The organism is Pandoraea pneumonica (assembly GCF_049918595.1).
Taxonomy (GTDB): Bacteria; Pseudomonadota; Gammaproteobacteria; order Burkholderiales; family Burkholderiaceae; genus Pandoraea; species Pandoraea pneumonica_A.
The window spans coordinates 1-16,424 of record NZ_JBNCRZ010000001.1 but is presented as its reverse complement, the minus strand read 5'-3'; the positions used below and the strand labels follow the sequence as shown (position 1 = coordinate 16,424).

Below are 16,424 nucleotides of genomic sequence, written 5' to 3'. Positions count from 1 at the left end.
TCCGCACGCAATAAGAAGTCCAGTATTCATTGCATACAGTACGCAAACAAATAAATCGGAGACGCCCACAATGAGCGAACAGGCACATTTTGTAGACGAAAGTTTGTTGAACAAGGTCCCGCGCTGGCGCAATTACCTTGCGGCGAAGCTTGGCTTTCGGAATCACTGGTATCCGGTAAAGCTGTCCAGCGACGTTCTCGAAGGGAAGGTGAGCCAGGCGACGGTGTGTGGCGAGGAGATCCTGCTCAAGCGCGTGGACGGCGAAGTGAAGGCGATTCGCGACCGGTGCCTGCATCGCGGCGTGAAGTTCTCCGAGAAGGTGGAGTGCTATACGCCCGACACCATCACGTGCTGGTACCACGGCTTCACCTACAAGTGGAATGATGGCAAGCTGTGCGACATCCTGGCCTCGCCCGACAGCAAGGCAATTGGCCGACGTAGCGTCAAGAGCTATCCGGTTCAGGAAGCCAAGGGCCTGATCTTCGTGTTCGTGGGCGACGAAGGTTTTGAAGCGCCACCGCTCGCGGAAGACGTGCCGCCGACGTTCCTCGACGACGATTTGGAATTGCACTGCGCAATCTACGAAGTCGAGTCGAACTGGCGCGTCGGGTGCGAGAACGGCTTCGACGGCTTGCACGTGTACATCCACCGCGCTTCGGAGCTTGTGCCGGACACGCAGCGATCCCTGCCCATTGGGCACCTTGCGAAGTCAGGTGACGTGCTCGTACACGAGGAGGCGGGCGCACCGAAAGGCGTCTACGACGCATTCGCCAACCATACGAGCATTTGGGAAGGAAAGGTCGATGGTCAGGTCGTCGTCACTGGCACGAAACGCGTGTCTGAAAAGCCGACCCGAACCACGGCAGCGTCGCTCTGGATGCCGTGCGGGCTGCGCGTCGATGACTTCCCCGATCAGGACATCACGCAGTTCGAGTTCTACGTCCCCGTTACGGAATCGAAGCACCTCTACGTGATGCTCGTCGGCAAGCGCGTTTCGTCGGAGGAAGAAAGCGCGCATTTCAATCATGAGTTCTGGAATCGCTGGAAGCCTATCGGTTTCGAGAATTTCAACGCTCAGGACATTCAGGCGCGACTGGCGCTTCAGACGTTCTACAAGCGCGATACGGCCTGGCTCGACGAGATGCTTATCGAAGGCGATTCGCCGCTTATCAAGTGGCGCGAGCTGTGCCATCGCCATGCGCGCGGCATTCAGAAGCCGGAACACATGTGAGCGGTCGAGGCTCAATGGCGCAAGGTGAGCAATGAAAAATACACACGAGAATGAGCCGATGGTGATCATCGGCGCGGGCATCGCAGCCGTCTACGCCGCCGAAAGCGCGCGAAAGGCGGGCTTCGACGGCCGAATCATCATCTGCGGAGACGAGAGCGAGGCCCCTTACGACCGTCCGCCGCTTTCCAAAAAGGTGCTGCAAGAGGCGGCGGAGGCGGACCACATTTCGTTGCGGGACAACGCGTTTTACGACGCGCATGACATCGATCTGCGCCTCGGCAACGCGGCGCAGCGTATTGATCGGGACGCGCGTCAGGTCATGTTCGCCGACGGCACGTCCCTCGGGTACGGCACGCTCGTGCTGGCGACCGGGTCTTCGCTGCGCACGCTTGCTTTGCTTCATCCCGGTATGCAGCACGTGTTTTACCTGCGTCGGATTTCTGATGCCATCGCATTGCGAGAGGCGCTGCCGAATATCCGGAGCCTCGCGGTGGTTGGCGCGGGCGTTATCGGTCTTGAGGTGGCGTCTGTCGCCAACGGCATGGGAATCGACGTGACGGTGCTGGAAGCGGGAGACCGTCCAATGGCTCGCGCAACCTGCGTCGAGGTTTGCGATTTCGTCGTGAAGCAGCACGAAGAACGAGGTGTGCGCATTCGCACCGGCGTCTCGATTCGAGAGGTCACTGAACGCGCGCCTGGTTACCGCCTGGCGCTCTCCAATGGCGAATCGCTCGACGCGGATGCGGTAGTGGTCGGCATCGGCGTGGTGCCGAACGTCGCTCTTGCCGACGCCGCTGGCATCGAGACGTGCGCGTCGGGAATCTGCGTCGACGGGCGCGGCCGAACCTCCGACGAGCACATCTATGCAGCCGGGGAAGTCGCGTTTCACTTCAACGCCCGTGTGGGCCGTCCGGAGCGTCAGGAGAACTGGCATCACGCCGTCGCCCACGGCGAGCACGTCGGACGGGCCATCGTGTGCGGTGGGCCTGACTACGAAGAAATCAGCGGCTATTGGTCGGATCAGTACGACTTCAGCCTCCAGTCATTCGGGGTGGCCATTGGCGAGCAGAACATCGTGCGTGGCGATCCCGCCACCGGGGCGTTCGTCGTCTTCCACTTGCAGGCTGACGTGGTTGTTGGCGTCAGTGCCGTGGGCGCGCCTCGCGAAATGCGGGCGGGCAAAGCGCTCGTGAGGTCGGCGTCCAAAGTCCCCGTTTCAGTGCTCCGCGATGCCAGCGTCGACTTGGCAAAGTGGCGGGACGAGCGGCGTTTCGATGCCAAGTCGGCGTAGGGGGCAGCGTGCGAATCCTATTTGCAATGACGGGCAAGGATACAAAGCCCTGGATCGAAGCGCTGCGAAACGCACTGCCGAGGGCCGACGTGCGGGAGTGGGGCCACGCCGACGTGTCCCCGGCCGATTACGTGCTGGTCTGGAAATCCGATCCAGTGACCCTGCGCAAGCGCACCGGACTGAAAGCCCTCTTCAACGTAGGGGCTGGGGTCGACTGGATTTTGAAAGCGGTCGAGCAAGACCCCACGGTGGTGAGCCGGGACGTGCCCATCTACCGGATCGAAGACGCTGGCATGGCATCGCAGATGGTCGAGTACGCCACGTACGCGACGTTGCGAAGCTTCCGACGCTTCGATGCGTATGAGCAGCAGCAGCGCGAGGGCGTCTGGCAGCCGCTCGCCGTTCATGCGGCTGACGAGTTCATTGTCGGCGTACTCGGTTTGGGCAGCCTCGGTGCAGCGGTCGCCAGTCGGCTGGCGTCGTTCGGCTTCCAAGTCCGGGGCTACAGCCGATCTCCGAAACAGTTGGACGGCGTGCAGTGTTTCAGTGGCAAGGACGAGTGGTCTTCGTTCGTTCAGGGCGCCCATGTCCTGATCAATCTCCTGCCCAACACACCGGAAACCCTCGGGGTGCTGAACGCACAGACATTCCAGCGGCTTGCCAAAGGCGCGCACGTCGTGAATTTGGCGCGCGGCGAGCATCTGGTCGAGCAGGATCTTCTCTCGGCCATCGAGCACGGACAACTCTCCGGCGCGACCCTCGATGTCTTCATGCAGGAACCACTTCCCGCCGGTCATCCCTTTTGGAAAGAACCACGCATCGGTATGACGCCACACATCTCGGCGCAAACGCGGTTGGGGGAGAGCGTCGAGCAGATGGTGCGCAAGATCGATGAGATTGAACACGGCCGAACGCCCACCGGTCGGGTGGATGTGCTTCGCGGCTATTGAACGGAATAGGTAAGGCTTATGGAAAAGAAGATTTTCTTGTGTCGCAAGGCGGAGGTGCCGAGCGAGAGCGTGATTCAGGTCTGCCCGAAAGAGGTCGAAGACGGGCTCGCGGTCTATCACGTCGAAGGGAAGTTCTATGCGACGGAGGATCTCTGCACGCACGGCATGGTTGCGCTCTCGGGCGGCGATCTGCAAGGCACCACTATTTTTTGCCCGCTCCATGGCGGGGCATTCGATATCTGCTCGGGCGAGGCTGTCGAGAAGCCGTGCACCGTGCCACTCAAAACCTACCGCGTCATTGAAGAAGGCGACGCGCTGTTCGGTCTCATCGACTGACCTTGCCCTTAGTCACACGCCAGGCAGGAAGCGTCGATTCAATTTCGGAGGGGAAACGTATGTTCAGTAAGGAAGACAACGAGCGACTGTGTCGAGTAGGCCCGGACACGCCGATGGGCAAGGCATTCAGAAGCATGTGGATGCCGTTCCTGATGCCGGAAGAACTGCCCGGCCCGGACTGTCCGCCCATTCGCGTTCGCTTGCTTGGGGAAGACCTCGTCGCGTTTCGCGATACCAACGGCAAGATCGGCCTGCTCGATCGCTATTGCCCGCATCGCCGCGTGGACCTTTTCTTCGGGCGCAACGAAGAGTGTGGTCTGCGCTGCGTGTATCACGGCTGGAAGTTCGATGTCACCGGTGCGATCATCGATATGCCAGCAGAGCCGGAGAATACGCGCATGAAAGCCGATACGCGCATCAAGAGCTATCCGGTGATCGAGTGGGGCGGCGTCATCTGGGCGTATATGGGCGATCCCGCGCACATGCCCGAGCGGCCGCCCGAACTCGAATGGGGACTCGTGCCGCCTGATTTTCGATTCATCACGAAGCGCTTGCAGCGCACGAATTACGCGCAAGGGGTGGAAGGCGGCATTGATTCCAGCCATGTGGGCATTCTCCACAGTCACCTCGACGCGGAACATCCCGACCTGCCGTTTCGCCAGCGGCAGGTGTCGCCCAACCTCGCCATTCCGTATCTGGCGTCGGACACCGCGCCGAAGTTCTTTGTTCGCCCGACCGACTACGGCATGGCCATCGGCGCTCGGCGCAACGCGGGCGATACCTCGTACTACTGGCGCGTCACGCAGTTTCTCGCGCCGTTCTACACGATGATTGCGCCGATCAAGGAAGGACGCGCCTACATGGGGCATGCATGGACGCCCATCGACGACGAGAATTGCTGGGTGTTCACGATGACGTGGAATAGTGACCGTCCGCTGAGTCAGGAGGAACTGGACCACGGCGCGGTGCATTCGGATGTGATGAACGACGGCTCGTATCGCCCCCTGGTGACGGCAGAAACGGACTACGGCATCGACCGTCTGCGTCAGCGCCTGCATAGCTCGACGGGCATCGAAGGCATCGGCATGCAGGACACTGCCGTGCAGGAAAGCATGGGCCCTATCGTCGACCGGTCGCGCGAGAATCTGGGTTCAGGCGACGCGGCCATCGTCGGCTTCCGTAAGGCGCTGCTAAAGCTGACGACGCAGTGGGAAGCGGCGGGTGTGCTCGACGTCGCACACCACCCCGAGTGGTACCGCGTTCGATCCACGGCCGCCATTCTCGAACACGGCATCGATTTTCAGGCGGGCACCTCGGCCGCCACGACCGTGGGTTGATCCATCTCGCAACGCAAGCGACTGGCTTCTCCTGCAAGCCAGTCGCACAGCGAACGCACAGCCCCATCTTCCTGAGCGCCCTCGCGCATCAATAAGTGATAGGCCCCCGCGCTGGTGACCTCGCCTAGCGGCGGCACCACCAACTCGTCGCGTCCCTCGTAGTTTTCCAGCACCGCCTTCGGCACAAGCGCCACGCCCTTGCCATCCTTCACGGCTTGCAGCGTGATGAAGAAGTGCCCGAAGTCGAGCGGGTTGGCGTCGTCCGGCACACGCAGTCCGTGCAAGGCCAGCCAATCCGGCCACGCGTGCCGTCGGCTCGCCGTATTGATCAGACGGTATTGCAGCAAGTCGGCGGGCGCGTTGATGGCGCCTACTGCGTCCATGAGATGCGGCGAGACGACGGGGACAAGAATGTCGGGGAAGAGCGGCTCGACGTAGACGTCCTTCCAGTTCTCCGTCATGTCCAGATCGATGCGCGGCGCGCGCCGGTCGTAGCGTTGTCCGGGCACCTTGCCCACGCGGATGGCGACATCCACCTTCTCGCTGTGCAGATTCACGGGGTCGATCGACGAGATCAGCCGGACTTCGATATCCCGGTGCGCCTCGGTGAATTGCGCCAGCCTCGGCATGAGCCAGCACGTGGCGAGCGTTGGCAGGACATCGAGCGTGACGACGCGGTGGGTGTCTCGCACAGCGCGATGCGTCGCCATGGAGATGATGTCGAGCGCTTGTTGAATCGATCGAAAGTACTCGCGTCCGGCGGGTGTCATTTCGATCTTTCGCGTCAGCCGGACAAACAGCTTTTGCCCGAGAAAACTTTCGAGAAGCCGAATCTGCCGGGAGATCGCCCCCTGAGTCAGATGTAGCTCTTCTCCGGCTTTGGTAAAGGACAAGTGCCGCGTCGACGCTTCGAAAGCGCGCAGGGCCAGCAAGGGGGGAAGACGATAGCTCATATGACGTACCAAGTTCGACAGGCTTGAGACAGGGCTCCCGCACCGGTGTTTATCAGTGACGCATTCCGAAATGCACACATCCGACGCAGAAAAAATCGTTTGTTGATGGGAGAGGTGAACTCCTACCATCCAGACTCGTATCCGACAGGTCGCGCAGGTTCGAAATTACAGAAAATCGCGATTTGTGTGGCTTGAGTCCTTTATTTATCAGGCACTTACGGATTCCACTGTATACAGTACTCAATGGATTCGATACTAGAGAAAACGCTATGGCAAAAATTGTGATGGGCATCGGTTCCTCTCATAGTCCGACCCTTTTGATGAAGCCATCCGCATGGTTGGCCCGCGCCGCGACTGACGATCAAAATTTCTTTGTGCTTCACGATCACTCAGGCGCTCGGGTGAGCTATGGCGAGTTGCTCGAAAAGGCCGACCCGGCAATCCTGGACGAGATCACGCCCGCCAAACTCGAGCAGCGTCATAAGCAGAATCAAGCGGCTGTGGCGCAACTTGCCGAGACGCTTAACAAAGTGAACCCCGACATCGTCGTGATCATTGGCGACGACCATAAAGAGGTGTTTCACGACGACAACATGCCGGCACTGTCGGTGTATTGGGGCGAGACCATTCCTTATCGTCCGACGGGGATCATGAAGTGGAAGTACGACCCGGATCTCGATCAAGAGCTCTGGTATCCGCAGGAGCCGAAGGACTATCCCGTTGCGTCGCAATACGCAGAGCGTTTGATTCGCGGAATGATGGATGACGGCTTCGATGTTGCGCAGTCGAAGTACTTTAAAGATCAGCAGGCAATGAGCCATTCCTTTGGCTACGTCTATTACAAGCTCATGACCGAGAAGATCTACCCGTCGATTCCGGTCAGCATCAACACCTATTACCCACCTAACAACGTGTCGCCGCTGCGCGCCTATCGCATCGGGCAGTCGATCCGTCGTCAGATCGAATCATGGAGCGAAGACCTGCGGGTGGTTGTTATGTCGACGGGCGGGCTGAGTCACTTCGTCGTCGACGAAGCGTTCGATCGCGATTTCCTCGAGCGCCTCGCGGCGGGGGGACCTGACGTCCACGCTCAACTGCCGCTGCAAAAGCTTCAGTCGGGCAATTCCGAGTTCCGTTGCTGGTCGGCATTGGCCGGTGCAGTCGACGGCATGAAGATGGATCTGATCGACTACATCCCGTGCTATCGCAGCCCCGCCGGAACCGGATGCGCCATGGCATTTGCGACCTGGTCGTAACGCTAAGCCTTTGGTTTTCGGGTAGCGGCGTGAAAGCCTTGGCCGCTGCCCTTGATAACGCCGGTGAATTCGAGGATTGGGAAAAGTAGATATGCAAGCGCATACGAGCGGTCAAACGAAACGAGTGGGTGTGGCGGTACTGGGGACGGTAGGTAAGTCGATTGCGAAAGCGCTCGATGAGGGGATTCCGGGGATTGAGCTTGTCGCCGTCGCGGCGCGTGATGGCAAAGCGGCTGCTGAGTGGGCTGCTTCTCTGAGGAGTCGTCCCGTCGTCGCCAGCTTTAGCCAGATGGCCGAGATTTGCGACGTCGTCATCGAATGCGCGCCGGCGCATCTTCTGCCGGAAATCGCTGCGCCCGCGCTCAAATTGGGGAAGCAGGTTGTCGTACTTAGTTGCGGCGCACTGCTCGACAACGACGAACTCATCGACATTGCGCGTGAGCACGGCGGACAGATCGTGATTCCGACCGGGGCGCTGCTGGGGCTGGATGCGGTGAACGCTGCGGCAGAAGGCCGAATCATGTCGGTGAACATGGTGACGCGTAAGCCCGTCAAGGGACTCTTGGGCGCGCCGTATCTTGCAGAGCAAGGGATCGTGCTCGACGGAATCACCGAGAAGACGCGGATATTCTCCGGCACAGCACGCGAAGCGGCGAAGGGCTTCCCCGCGAATTTGAATGTCGTGGTTGCGCTGTCGCTGGCGGGCATTGGCCCCGATCAGACGAAGCTGGAAATCTGGGCAGATCCGGACATCACGCGAAACATGCACACCATCACGGTGGAATCGGACGCGGCGTTGTTCTCCATGTCGATCGAAAACATTCCGACCGAAAACCCCCGCACGGGGCGGATTACGGCGCAAAGCGTGTTGGCGCTTCTGCGCAAAATGACGTCGCCGATGCGCGTGGGAACGTGAGGCGCGGCCATGAGCGTACGACGCCGCCCCCCTGTGGAACTGCACCGGCTGATTAGCGCGCTCGTGCACCGTCCCGAGTTGGTCGCCCGGCTGCGAGAGGCGCCGGATCAGGTGCACGAGGAATTCGGGATTCCCGCAGATCAACGCGTGCAATTGCAGGCCGAGCCAGCGAAAGCGCTGCGCGAACTCGATGTGCATCCGAACTTGCAGTTCAAGTATCTCGGTGCCTGTGGCTTGTTGAAGCTGGCCCCGGCGTCGATTGCTCCGTTTCTTCAACAACAAGGTCTTGGCGATGGGAAAGATTGTTAGTGCCGCGGCCACGTCTCACACGTTCGGCGTGGCGGATGGGGTGGAGGCGCAAGCGCAGCGCATCTTCGACGGCATCGACCGAATTGGGCAGGCGATTCAGGCATCGAAGCCCGATGTGATCCTGATTGCCACCAGCGACCATCTCGTCAACTTCTCGCTCGATTTCCAGATTCCGCTCGCTGTCGGTATCTCGGACGAGTGGTGTCCCTACGGCGATCTTGGCGTGCCCCGGCAGCCGTTTCCGGGACATCGGACGTTTGCCACGGAACTCGTCGCGTTTGCCGCGACGAAGAATTTCGATCTTGTTGCGGTCGAGAACGTTAAGCCGGATCACGGGCTTGCCATGCCAAACGCGATCATCAATCGCAGCATGAACGTGCCGGTCGTGCCGATCTACATCAATACCGTGATGACACCTGCACCGACTTGCGCGCGGAGCTTTGCGTTGGGCAAGGCTGTGCGGGAATTTGTGGAAACCGCGCGACCGGCGCGCGAGCGTGTCGCGGTTTTGGCGACGGGCGGGCTCTCGCACTGGATCTGCTTGCCCGATTCAGGGCGCGTGAATGCGAAATGGGATCGTGAATTGATCGAACGGGTCGCGACCGGGCGTGGTGCCGAACTGGCGGACTTGTCGTTCGACGAGATCATCAGGGACGGCGGAAACGGCGGACTCGAGATGGCCACTTGGGCATTCATGGCCGGTACGACAGGGGCGAGCGTGGGCGAACAGGTCTATTACGAAGAAATGACCGCGTGGTGGACCGGCATGGGCGGCGTGCTCATGCATCTGGATGAGGCGTAATTTTCATCCACCCGCGACTCGTTGTTTCTCTAAACATTTGAAGAAGGTTTGATGATGAGTTATCCCTCTCTGCCTGCTGATATTCAGGCGGCAAGTCACACGGTCGATGTGAATGGCATCGAAACGCATTACCTCGACATTGGACACGGCGACCCTCTGATCTTGATCCATGGTGGTGGCGCCGGCGCTGACAGCTGGGGCAACTGGCGTGGCTGCCTGGACGCTTACGCAAAGCACTTTCGCGTGATTGCCTACGATATGCCGGGCTTCGGTCGTTCTGCGAAACCGTCTCCCGACGTGTACGAGTACACGCAACAGAACCGCAATCGCCATTTGCTCGGATTCATCGATGCGCTTGGTCTTGAGCGCGTCAGGATCATTGGGAATTCGATGGGCGGGGCGACGGGGCTTGGGCTGGCGATCGACCATCCGGAACGCGTCGAAAGGCTCATTTTGATGGGGAGCGCAGGACTGAATATCGCTAATCCGGATCCGTCGTATATCAAGAACCTGCAAGGCTACGACTTCACGCTTGAGGCCATGCAGCGGATCATGCGCGCGATGGTGGGATCTCGTCACGTTGTCGATCCGGTGATCGTGCAATATCGCCACGAGATCATGCAGAACGAGGACGCCCGGCAGGCGATTCAGCAAATCACCCGGGCCAAACTGACTTATGAGCGCGAGCAGATTGCGTCAGTGAAGACGCCGACCCTTGTCGTCGGCGGGAAGGAGGACAAAGTGGCGGTGCTGGCTCGAACGTACGGTTATCTGGAGTTATTGGATAACTCGTGGGGATTCATCGTGCCTCACGTCGGGCACTGGGTGATGATTGAAGCGCCGCAAGAGTTTGCGGTGATGACGCTGGGCTTTTTGACGGACCCCGCCTTCGTTGCGTGTTAAGCCGTAGCGACCTGCCGTCAACGTGACATCAATGCGTATTACGCTTTCACGGACGTTTTGAACGTGTATGCGGTACCAACACATACGAAAGCATTGATATCACGGGATCATTTCAAATGACAGTGCCACACCTCATCAATTTGATTGCGCATGTGGCGGCGGGTGTTTGCGCGATGGGTATCGGATTTTTTATCCTGTTCACGACCAAAGGAACGGTCGTGCACAGGAAAATGGGGCGCGTCTTCACCTATTTCACGCTTGCCGTGTGTCTCTCAGCGGTGATCGGCAGCGTGTTTTTTCGCTTCATTCCCATGTTTGCAGTGCTGACCGTTCTGGTGGCATTTCAGCTACTAAGCGGTTGGCATGTGATCTACACCAAGGATCTAGGGCCGAACAGAGTCGATTTGCTTCTTGCGTCATGTGCAAGCTTGTTCGGTGGTCTGCTACTGAAGCAGGTGCTGTCTTCCCCTTCGACAGGCAGCACGTCAAACGTGGTCGTATATTCGTCGCTCGGGACGCTAGCGCTCTTAGTTTTTTATGAGTTTTTGCGCTGGACATTTCCAAAGGCGTGGCATGCGAATCTGTGGCGTTACGAGCACATCTACAAACTCGTCGCCTCTCTGTTCGCCATGATTTCGGCGTTCGTCGGCAATGTCATTCGCTTTGGTCAACCATACTCTCAAATCGCTCCGTCGATTGTTGGGTTGCTCACCATTGGATGGTTCTTCTGGATGAACTATCGATACCGAATGAAGCCGTTGTTGACGGCTGCCTAGGTCATTGAGAATTCCACGCTCACGTACTTGCCACAAGCGTCGCAAAACACCATAAAATCAAGCGTCTTATAAGGCTCTTGATTTTCAATAGGCTCGCCATTCGCTCGGTGGACCCGTTGGAGATTGAAGAATGACCTCCAACGGGGAAGCGCGTCATGGCAAACACGGAAATTCGGATTTCAACGGATTCGATCGAACCGTCGTTACGCGACGACTTTTGGCGTGAAGTGACGCGTCCATTTGTCGAGACCATGCGCTCCAAGACTTCGAATGCGGTCCCGTTGGAAGGCGCGATGTTGATCCGCACCGTTGGTGGAATGACGCTCGGATCAACAAGATTCAACGCGCAGCGCTATGTGCGCGACAAACGAACTATCGCGCAAGGCGGCCTCGATCATTACTTGATTCACGTGTTGGCGGCTGGATCAATTCACGGTGACTTTGCTGGGAAAGATGTCGTCGCCGCACCGGGTGGAATCTGTGTCATCGATCTTGCGCGAACCTATACGTGCGAAGTTGACGCGGGCGTGCGAGTGGCTACGACGGTTCCGCGTGCGAGTGTCGAGAAGTTGTTGGGTTCGCGTGATCTGCACGGCTTCGTGCTGAAAGCCGGTCTGCCGCTGACGAGATTACTCATTGATTACCTTCAAGGCTTGCACGAGATTTCCGCGAGCCTGTCGGCCAGCGAAGACATCGCGGTGCAGGACGCGCTCATGACGCTGCTCGCCGCAGGCCTTGCGAATGCGCCGCCCGCACATGCCGAGCCGATATCCGTGCTTGGGCGTGCGTTACGTGAGCGTTTGCTGGCTTTCATCGATAGCAATCTCACGCATCCAGACCTTGGTCCCGAGCTTCTCACGCAACGGTTTCGCATTTCGCGTGCGCATCTGTATCGCACGTTCGCGGATGACGGCGGAATTGTGAGCGTCATCCGAAACAAGCGTCTTAACGCGGCCTACCGGGCGTTGCTTGATCCGAGCAGGACGGCAAGATCAACGTCGGCCATTGCGGCCGATTTCGCATTTGCGGATGCGGGGAAGTTTCGCAAGGCATTCGCTGCGAACTTCGGGGTGACGCCTGATGACGCGCGCGAACAGGGGCAATACATCGCGTCTTTAACTGACGGCGCCGGTCATCTATCGACTCACTTCGCGGCGTTCAGCGGGCATTCAGTCGCGCGGCAGACGCATAAGTAATAGAGGGGAAAGGCTGCCTCGGTGCCCCGCTGTCGATTTGCGAGGCCACCAGTCGCGACAACATGTCATGTGTCGTTGGCTCAAAATCGGTACCTCAGGCCAATGATCGGCCCCTGTTGAACAACGTTATAAACGAAGCCGCTCTTGTTGTATTTAACGCCGAGCGCGCGGTATCCGAACATGACGGACCAGCTTTCTTTGAATTGATATCCGACAGCCGCCGTCACATCCCAATCTAGATCCGCCTGTCCTGACCCGACGACGCCCCAGCCTGTCAGATACCAGTTGTCGGTCAAGAAGTAGTTTCCTCGGACTCCCGCAACCGCATCGACCCACGTCGCGCTATCGCTGCGGCGCTTTCCGTTGAGCGCGCCCGCAGTGATGTCGATGTCGGTGCTCGCATACCAGACGCGTGCGCCTGCGACTAAATCAAGTCGAGTCTGGCCGTTGGCGAGGATGTTGTAGGTGCCGCCTAGAAAGCTGGTGAATGTCTTCGACGTGACATCGAATTTCCCGCCGGTAGAGACGCGTCCATACATCACGTCTGCAAGCAAACCGTAGCGGCCATATCGCGCTTCGGCTCCCGCCATGAACGACAGGTCGACATTCTTGAGAATGTCGCCGAAGTCGGAACTGATATGACTCGCGGCCATGCCGAACTGTCCGACGTTGCCGTGTATTCCGGCAGCCCAGAGGTATGGGCTGGCACTTAACGTCCAACGCTCAGCATTCGGCGATGCGTTAGTTAAAAGCGTTGGCGGGACGGAAAGCGCGTCCGCTGCGAATGCCTGAGTGTGAATCCCCGATAGGGCGCTCAACAGCGTCGCCGTCGCGATAAATGATTTCATGGTGCGCTGATTCGGCATCTTGTCTGTCAGTCAATCGGTTCGATAAACGGCTTATTGACCCGACAAGGCTGCCGCTTCGCTCGCACAGTTCAACTGCGATGACGCGCCCTTCGACTGCTGGGCTAACACTTCTTTGCGCGCCGCTTTCAGATCGGCAAGAAATGCCGCATTGGTGTGAAGCTTGGCGACCGTCGCCGCACCCATGGTGCGTCCCGCGTCCACGTCGCTTTGCCAATGCGCATTGCAAATGACCCGGCTTTGGCCGAATTCCAGACCGCGCCGCAATAGCGCATCGGATCGACCGGGATTGATTTCAGACAAAATGAGTGCCCACGCCCAGCCTGCGGCAGTGTGTCCCGACGGGTAAGAACCGTCATTGCGCAGCAACGGTTCTTGCTCAGGAAAGCAGGTGCCTTCGTTGTGAACCACGAACGGGCGCGTGCGGTTGTAGGTGTTCTTTACGCCATAAGTCGACAGCCCCGCATCCGTCAGCACGCGCTGCATCAGGCGGTAGAGATGCGGCGTCTTCTTTTCGCTGATATCGACGCCCATCGCGCAGGAGAAATTCTTCGCGGGCTGCGGAAACTTCAGATCGGCGTCCAGACGGGCCAATTCAGAGCGTGGCTTACCACGCAGCGGGATCGTTGCTTCCCGCGCCGCTTCGTCACGGGCGAGTGCTGCGCTGCCGTCGGCGGGTGGTGGTCCTAGCAATTCCAAACTATTGGGTAAGTCTTTGGGCTGGATATAGCCGGGCGCTAACTGGAAGTGCGGATCGGTAACTTCGGGACTCGGGCCCGGCGTGTTGTCTTTAGCAATCGAAATGCCAGCTTGCATGCCGACGACGACAACCGACAAAGCAGTGATTCTCTTGCGAAGTTGCGAGCGCATGGGCGATAGGTCTCTTGGAATTGAAGGTCATGTGTCTTGGAATAGCAGGACAGCGACCTTGATACCTTTCGCCAGTTTTATTCGTACTCCGGATAACAAGTTATCTAGTGAGTCGTGTTCTTTTATAACAAGGTGGCTTGTGCGATCCTGCTCGCGACTTTACCCGCGGAGCCTTCGGAAAAGACGGCGCGGGCAGTGCGGTGAGACAAATCGCAAGGGATAAAGAGACAGAACTGGGGAATGTTCGTCCTGTATAGGCGTCTCCTATGCCTTGTCACGAGCTAGCCGTCCGCGATGACTACGCCTTAAACCGAGCGACCAGAAAGTCGAGGAAGGTGCGCAGCTTGACCGACAACTGGTGGCGCTCGAGATAAATCGCATGGATGTCGGCGTTCGGTAACGCCCAATCGTCCAGCAGAGCGACGAGGTCGCCGCGCGCCAGGTGCTCATCGATCTCCCATTCGGACCGCACGGCGATGCCACGGCCCTCGAGCGCCCAATGCAGGACGGCACTGCCATCGTTACTGGCAAGCGGCCCATCGACTTTGACCGTCTCAACGCGCTTGCCTCGCGAGAAATGCCAACTGCCGAAGGCCGACTCATTCTCGCGAATGACGAGGCAAGCGTGCTGTGTCAGATCGTGCGGCGTGGATGGCGCGCCATGACGCTTCAGATAGGCGGGTGACGCGCAGACGATGCGACGATTGCGCATGAGCCTCCGAGCATTCAGCCGAGCGGCAGGGATTTCGCCAAAGCGGATACCGACGTCGAAGCCTTCGTCCTGCAAGCTCACCGGGCGGTCGCTCAGGTGCAGTTGAATCTTCATCGCAGCGTGCTGCGCGACGAAGTCCGAGATGGCGGGGACCAACCGCGCGCGGCCGAAGCCGAAGGAGGCGTTCACGCGGAGCAAGCCGGTCGGCTCCGCGCGACTGCGCGTGACGAGTTGTTCTAACTCGGTCAATCCGTCGAGCAGACGCGCACCATTAGATAGATACAGCTCACCCTCAGGCGTGAGGCTCAGCCGCCGCGTCGTCCGGTTCATCAGTCGAACCCCGAGCCGGCGCTCCAATTGCGCGAGCCGCTTGCTCACTGCGGGCGGTGTCACCCCGAGCTCCCGGGCGGCCGCCGCGAGATTGCCGTGGCGCGCCACCAGCGCAAATAGTCGCAGTTCCGAAAAACCATCCATATAAGAGCCTTTTGCCGTCGTTATTCATTCCAAATGGTAACGAGTGGAATTACTTTATGGAAACCCAATCGCCTGAGGCATCAATTAGACTCAAAACGGTTTCGGGAGGCAACGATGTTCGAAGGATTTACTGACGCGTCCGTCCAAGTCGACGGCATCAACATTCACGCCATCCGTGGCGGACAGGGCCCGGCGCTGCTGTTATTGCACGGGCATCCGCAGACGCACGTCATCTGGCACAAGGTGGCGCCGAAGCTGGCGGAACATTTCACGGTGATCGCAGCGGATCTGCGCGGCTATGGCGATAGCGGAAAGCCAGTCGGGGATGCGGGGCACGAGAATTACGCCAAACGGCGAATGGCGCTTGATCAGGTCGAATTAATGCGACACCACGGGTTCTCGTCATTTTCCGTGCTCGCGCATGACCGCGGCGGGCGTGTGGCGGCGCGTATGGCGCTTGATCATCCGGACGTCGTGACGCGTTTGATTACATTAGATGTGGCGCCGACGCTGGCGATGTACGAAAAGACATCCTTCGATTTCGCCCGCGCTTATTGGCACTGGTTCATGCTTGTGCGCCCGGCGCCGTTCCCCGAGACGTTGATTCGCGCCGATCCCGATCTCTATCTACGTCAGACGATGGGCGCACGCAGTGCTGGCTTGGCGCCCTTTACTAAAGAGGCGTACGCGGAATACCTGCGCTGCCTTCAGGACCCGGCCACCGCGCACGGCATGTGCGAGGACTACCGGGCGAGCGTGACGATCGATCTAGCGCACGACCGGGCGTCGTTGGCGTCAGGACAGCAGATCCGTTGTCCTTTCTTAGCGCTCTGGGGCGCGCACGGCGTGATCGAACAGTGCTTCGATCCTATTAAAGAGTGGCAGGCGTACGCGCCGCAGGTAGAAGGCGAGGCGCTGCCGTGCGGACACTATCTTCCTGAAGAGGCGCCGGACCAGTTGCTTGCGCGGGTGTTGCCATTCCTCGATGTGCCTGCAAAATAAGCACCTTCAAAAAAGTTTCACAAACCCCTTGCGCGCATCGAAGAAGGTGACTAATATCTCGTCTCTCGCAACGACAGCGACGCAGCGAATGCAGCGAAGCAGGAAGATGCGACGGGCTGGAAAGCCCGGTGGTTAGTGGTTTTGGAGCTTGTGAGTCGCTACGGCGGCGAGCGAAAAGAAGCGAAAAAAACTGTTGACGACGACGAGAAGCTGCGACATAATCTCACTTCTCTGCTGCTGATGC

At 59.0% G+C, this 16,424-nt stretch carries 17 protein-coding genes; 13 read left to right on the top strand and 4 right to left on the bottom strand.

Annotation, left to right across the window (positions count from 1 at the left end; translation table 11 throughout):
• The first annotated feature begins 106 nt into the window (after positions 1-106).
• Genes ACPWR9_RS00085 through ACPWR9_RS00065 form a run of 5 tightly spaced genes read left to right on the top strand, consistent with a single transcriptional unit; the run spans position 107 to position 5,145 of the window.
• The gene (locus tag ACPWR9_RS00085; RefSeq protein WP_426312123.1) at positions 107-1,231 is read left to right on the top strand and encodes a Rieske 2Fe-2S domain-containing protein; all 1,125 of its coding nucleotides are present in this window, start codon (positions 107-109) and stop codon (positions 1,229-1,231) included.
• 31 nt (positions 1,232-1,262) lie between these two features.
• The gene (locus tag ACPWR9_RS00080) at positions 1,263-2,522 is read left to right on the top strand and encodes an NAD(P)/FAD-dependent oxidoreductase (RefSeq protein ID WP_426312121.1); all 1,260 of its coding nucleotides are present in this window, start codon (positions 1,263-1,265) and stop codon (positions 2,520-2,522) included.
• An 8-nt stretch (positions 2,523-2,530) separates the two neighbouring features.
• Positions 2,531-3,472 carry a 2-hydroxyacid dehydrogenase gene (locus tag ACPWR9_RS00075; protein WP_426312119.1) on the top strand — a complete coding sequence of 314 codons (942 nt, stop codon included), beginning with the start codon at positions 2,531-2,533 and terminating at the stop codon, positions 3,470-3,472.
• A gap of 18 nt (positions 3,473-3,490) precedes the next feature.
• Positions 3,491-3,808 (top strand): non-heme iron oxygenase ferredoxin subunit, encoded by a 318-nt coding sequence (locus ACPWR9_RS00070; protein WP_426312116.1) that lies wholly within the window; start codon positions 3,491-3,493, stop codon positions 3,806-3,808.
• A gap of 59 nt (positions 3,809-3,867) precedes the next feature.
• Positions 3,868-5,145, top strand: a complete 1,278-nt coding sequence (locus ACPWR9_RS00065) for a Rieske 2Fe-2S domain-containing protein (protein ID WP_426312114.1) — start codon at positions 3,868-3,870, stop codon at positions 5,143-5,145.
• Here ACPWR9_RS00065 and ACPWR9_RS00060 read toward each other — a convergent pair.
• Positions 5,109-6,098: a LysR substrate-binding domain-containing protein gene (locus ACPWR9_RS00060; RefSeq protein WP_426312112.1), complete on the bottom strand. Its 990-nt coding sequence runs from the start codon at positions 6,096-6,098 to the stop codon at positions 5,109-5,111. The two genes, ACPWR9_RS00065 and ACPWR9_RS00060, sit on opposite strands and share 37 nt — an antisense overlap.
• A gap of 320 nt (positions 6,099-6,418) precedes the next feature.
• On the opposite strand from ACPWR9_RS00060, the gene ACPWR9_RS00055 reads away from it, so the two are divergent.
• The 7 genes from ACPWR9_RS00055 (at position 6,419) to ACPWR9_RS00025 (ending at position 12,256) form a co-directional block, all read left to right on the top strand.
• Positions 6,419-7,354, top strand: coding sequence for a hypothetical protein (locus ACPWR9_RS00055; RefSeq protein WP_426312110.1), 936 nt, complete (start codon positions 6,419-6,421; stop codon positions 7,352-7,354).
• A gap of 91 nt (positions 7,355-7,445) precedes the next feature.
• Entirely contained in the window at positions 7,446-8,270 is an 825-nt protein-coding gene (locus tag ACPWR9_RS00050) for an aspartate dehydrogenase (RefSeq protein WP_426312108.1), read from the top strand.
• Between the two features lie 9 nt (positions 8,271-8,279).
• Positions 8,280-8,579, top strand: coding sequence for a hypothetical protein (locus ACPWR9_RS00045; protein ID WP_426312106.1), 300 nt, complete (start codon positions 8,280-8,282; stop codon positions 8,577-8,579).
• Positions 8,563-9,381: a hypothetical protein gene (locus tag ACPWR9_RS00040; protein ID WP_426312103.1), complete on the top strand. Its 819-nt coding sequence runs from the start codon at positions 8,563-8,565 to the stop codon at positions 9,379-9,381. Before ACPWR9_RS00045 ends, ACPWR9_RS00040 begins: the two co-directional genes overlap by 17 nt.
• 51 nt (positions 9,382-9,432) lie before the next feature.
• On the top strand, positions 9,433-10,284 hold the full coding sequence (locus ACPWR9_RS00035) for an alpha/beta fold hydrolase (protein ID WP_426332388.1): 852 nt from the start codon (positions 9,433-9,435) through the stop codon (positions 10,282-10,284).
• Between the two features lie 116 nt (positions 10,285-10,400).
• Positions 10,401-11,060 carry a hypothetical protein gene (locus ACPWR9_RS00030; protein WP_426312099.1) on the top strand — a complete coding sequence of 220 codons (660 nt, stop codon included), beginning with the start codon at positions 10,401-10,403 and terminating at the stop codon, positions 11,058-11,060.
• 155 nt (positions 11,061-11,215) lie between these two features.
• Positions 11,216-12,256 carry a helix-turn-helix domain-containing protein gene (locus tag ACPWR9_RS00025; RefSeq protein ID WP_426312098.1) on the top strand — a complete coding sequence of 347 codons (1,041 nt, stop codon included), beginning with the start codon at positions 11,216-11,218 and terminating at the stop codon, positions 12,254-12,256.
• Between the two features lie 80 nt (positions 12,257-12,336).
• Here ACPWR9_RS00025 and ACPWR9_RS00020 read toward each other — a convergent pair whose 3' ends face one another.
• From ACPWR9_RS00020 to ACPWR9_RS00010, 3 genes are all read right to left on the bottom strand, one after another.
• On the bottom strand, positions 12,337-13,104 hold the full coding sequence (locus ACPWR9_RS00020) for a hypothetical protein (protein WP_426312096.1): 768 nt from the start codon (positions 13,102-13,104) through the stop codon (positions 12,337-12,339).
• Positions 13,105-13,155: 51 nt separating this feature from the next.
• Positions 13,156-13,992: an acid phosphatase gene (locus ACPWR9_RS00015; protein ID WP_426312094.1), complete on the bottom strand. Its 837-nt coding sequence runs from the start codon at positions 13,990-13,992 to the stop codon at positions 13,156-13,158.
• Between the two features lie 298 nt (positions 13,993-14,290).
• The gene (locus ACPWR9_RS00010) at positions 14,291-15,178 is read right to left on the bottom strand and encodes a LysR family transcriptional regulator (RefSeq protein ID WP_426312092.1); all 888 of its coding nucleotides are present in this window, start codon (positions 15,176-15,178) and stop codon (positions 14,291-14,293) included.
• A 114-nt stretch (positions 15,179-15,292) separates the two neighbouring features.
• Between ACPWR9_RS00010 and ACPWR9_RS00005 the strand changes: the two genes are divergently transcribed.
• Entirely contained in the window at positions 15,293-16,180 is an 888-nt protein-coding gene (locus ACPWR9_RS00005) for an alpha/beta fold hydrolase (RefSeq protein ID WP_426312091.1), read from the top strand.
• Positions 16,181-16,424 lie beyond the last annotated feature (244 nt).